The sequence below is a fragment of the Candidatus Binatia bacterium genome (genome assembly GCA_026415395.1).
Classification (GTDB): domain Bacteria; phylum Desulfobacterota; class Binatia; order HRBIN30; family HRBIN30; genus HRBIN30.
Genome location: JAOAHD010000005.1, coordinates 1 through 1,835 on the forward strand (window position 1 = coordinate 1; position 1,835 = coordinate 1,835).

The following is a 1,835-nucleotide window of genomic DNA, read 5'->3' on the forward strand; positions in this document are numbered from 1 at the left end:
CGTGCCGCTCAAGCTTTCCGGCCAGGAACTGCAGGCCGAGAGCTACGCCGTGGCGCGCATGAACGCCATCATCCACGACATGGACGTCGAGCTCGCCCGCGGCGACACCATGATCAATCCCAAGTTCCGCAATCCGGACGGTTCCATCCGAAAGCACGACATCGTGGTGGCCAACCCGATGTGGAACCAGCCCTTCGCACCGGACATCTTTGCCAACGACCCGTTCGACCGCTTCCACACCGCAGGCGGCATCACCAGCGGCAAGGGGGACTGGGCCTGGCTGCAGCACACGCTGGCCTGCATGAACGAGCACGGCCGCGCCGCTGTGGTGCTCGATACCGGTGCGGTCACGCGCGGCTCCGGCTCCAGGAACGAGGACAAGGAGCGCAACATCCGCAAGTGGTTCGTCGATCAGGACTTGATCGACGGCGTCATCCTGCTGCCCGAAAACCTCTTCTACAACACCACGGCGGCGGGCGTGATCGTGGTGCTCTCCAAGCGCAAGCCTGCCGCGCGCAAGGGCAAGATTGTTCTGCTCAACGCGAGCAAGCGTTTCAAGAAGGGGCGGCCCAAGAACTACCTGCCTGAAGAGGACATCCGGCCACTCGCCGCGATGTACCTCAAAGGCGAGCCGGTCGAGGGGGAGGTGGCTGTTATCACCACCGAACAAGCGCGGGAGGCGGATTACAACCTGAGTCCGAGTCGGTGGGTCAACGGCAGTGGGGAAGCGACCCAAAAAGATTTGCCAGCGCTTATTGATCGTTACGAATCGATCTTGCGAGAAGAGCAGGCTCTGGAGGATGGACTTTCTCAAGCTCTTCAAGTGCTTCGGAGGCTGGCATGACCTCGCTTGCTGATTACTGTGAACTCGTCGCTCAGCAAGTTCACCCCGCAGAGTGCGAGCCCGGAAGCGTTTATGTTGGGCTGGAGCATTTAACCTCCGGAAGATTGGTACCCACCGCCAAAGGAAACGCTCTCGACGTCAGTAGCCATAAGTTCCGCTTCCGCAAAGGAGATGTCCTCTACGGAAAGTTGCGCCCTTACCTGGATAAGGCGGTGCTCGCAGAAACGGATGGCGTATGCACGACCGAGTTGCTCGTTCTACGACCCAAAGCGCACGTTGATCCTAGGTTTCTTGCTTGTATGGTCCACGCGCCGGACTTCATCAACCACGCCATGGCTGGCGTAACGGGCGCACATCATCCGCGCACTTCGTGGGCCCATATCGCACAATTCGAGATGCCAGATTTCAGCGAAGATGACCAGCGACAAATAGCTGGACTGCTCTGGCGACTACATGACTTGATCGTCAGGATCGAAGAAGCCAAGAACATAGCAAACGAACTCAAACGCGCCGCCATGCACGAGCTGTTCACGCGCGGCCTGCGCGGCGAGCCGCAGAAGGACACCGAGATCGGGCCGATACCGGAGAGTTGGGAGGTCGAGTCAATCGGAGAAGTCTTTGAGATCGTTCAAGGCGTGTCCCTCAAGCGGAACCTCTCCAATGGCCCTGACGGAGTTCCGTTCTTGCGCACGTCCAACGTGTACTGGGGGCAGATCGATCTGAGCAACATCAGCCGGATGCACGTTGAACCGGATGCCGTCGGCGATCGCTGGCTGCAACGCGGTGATTTGCTAGTCTGTGAAGGGGGCGAGATTGGTCGCGCCGCGGTTTGGGATTGTGATGCAACCGGATTCACCTACCAGAACCATTTGCACCGTTTGCGGCCCCTGCACTCGGGGGTGGTGGAGCCGAAATTTGCAGCCGCGTGGATGGAAGTCGGGTTCCTGCACCGTAAGGTTTATGAGGGCGCCGGCAACAAAACGACCATTCC

Annotated in this window: 2 protein-coding genes; both read left to right on the plus strand. The window is 59.5% G+C overall.

Translation table 11 applies throughout. The annotated features are described in order from the left end of the window. Positions 1-844 (plus strand): SAM-dependent methyltransferase (locus N3C12_04545; GenBank protein ID MCX8071701.1); only part of this gene is annotated, 844 nt, incomplete at its 5' end. Beyond that, positions 841-1,835, plus strand: a 995-nt coding sequence (locus N3C12_04550; GenBank protein MCX8071702.1) for a restriction endonuclease subunit S, incomplete at its 3' end; no start/stop codon positions are given. The genes N3C12_04545 and N3C12_04550, both read left to right, overlap by 4 nt.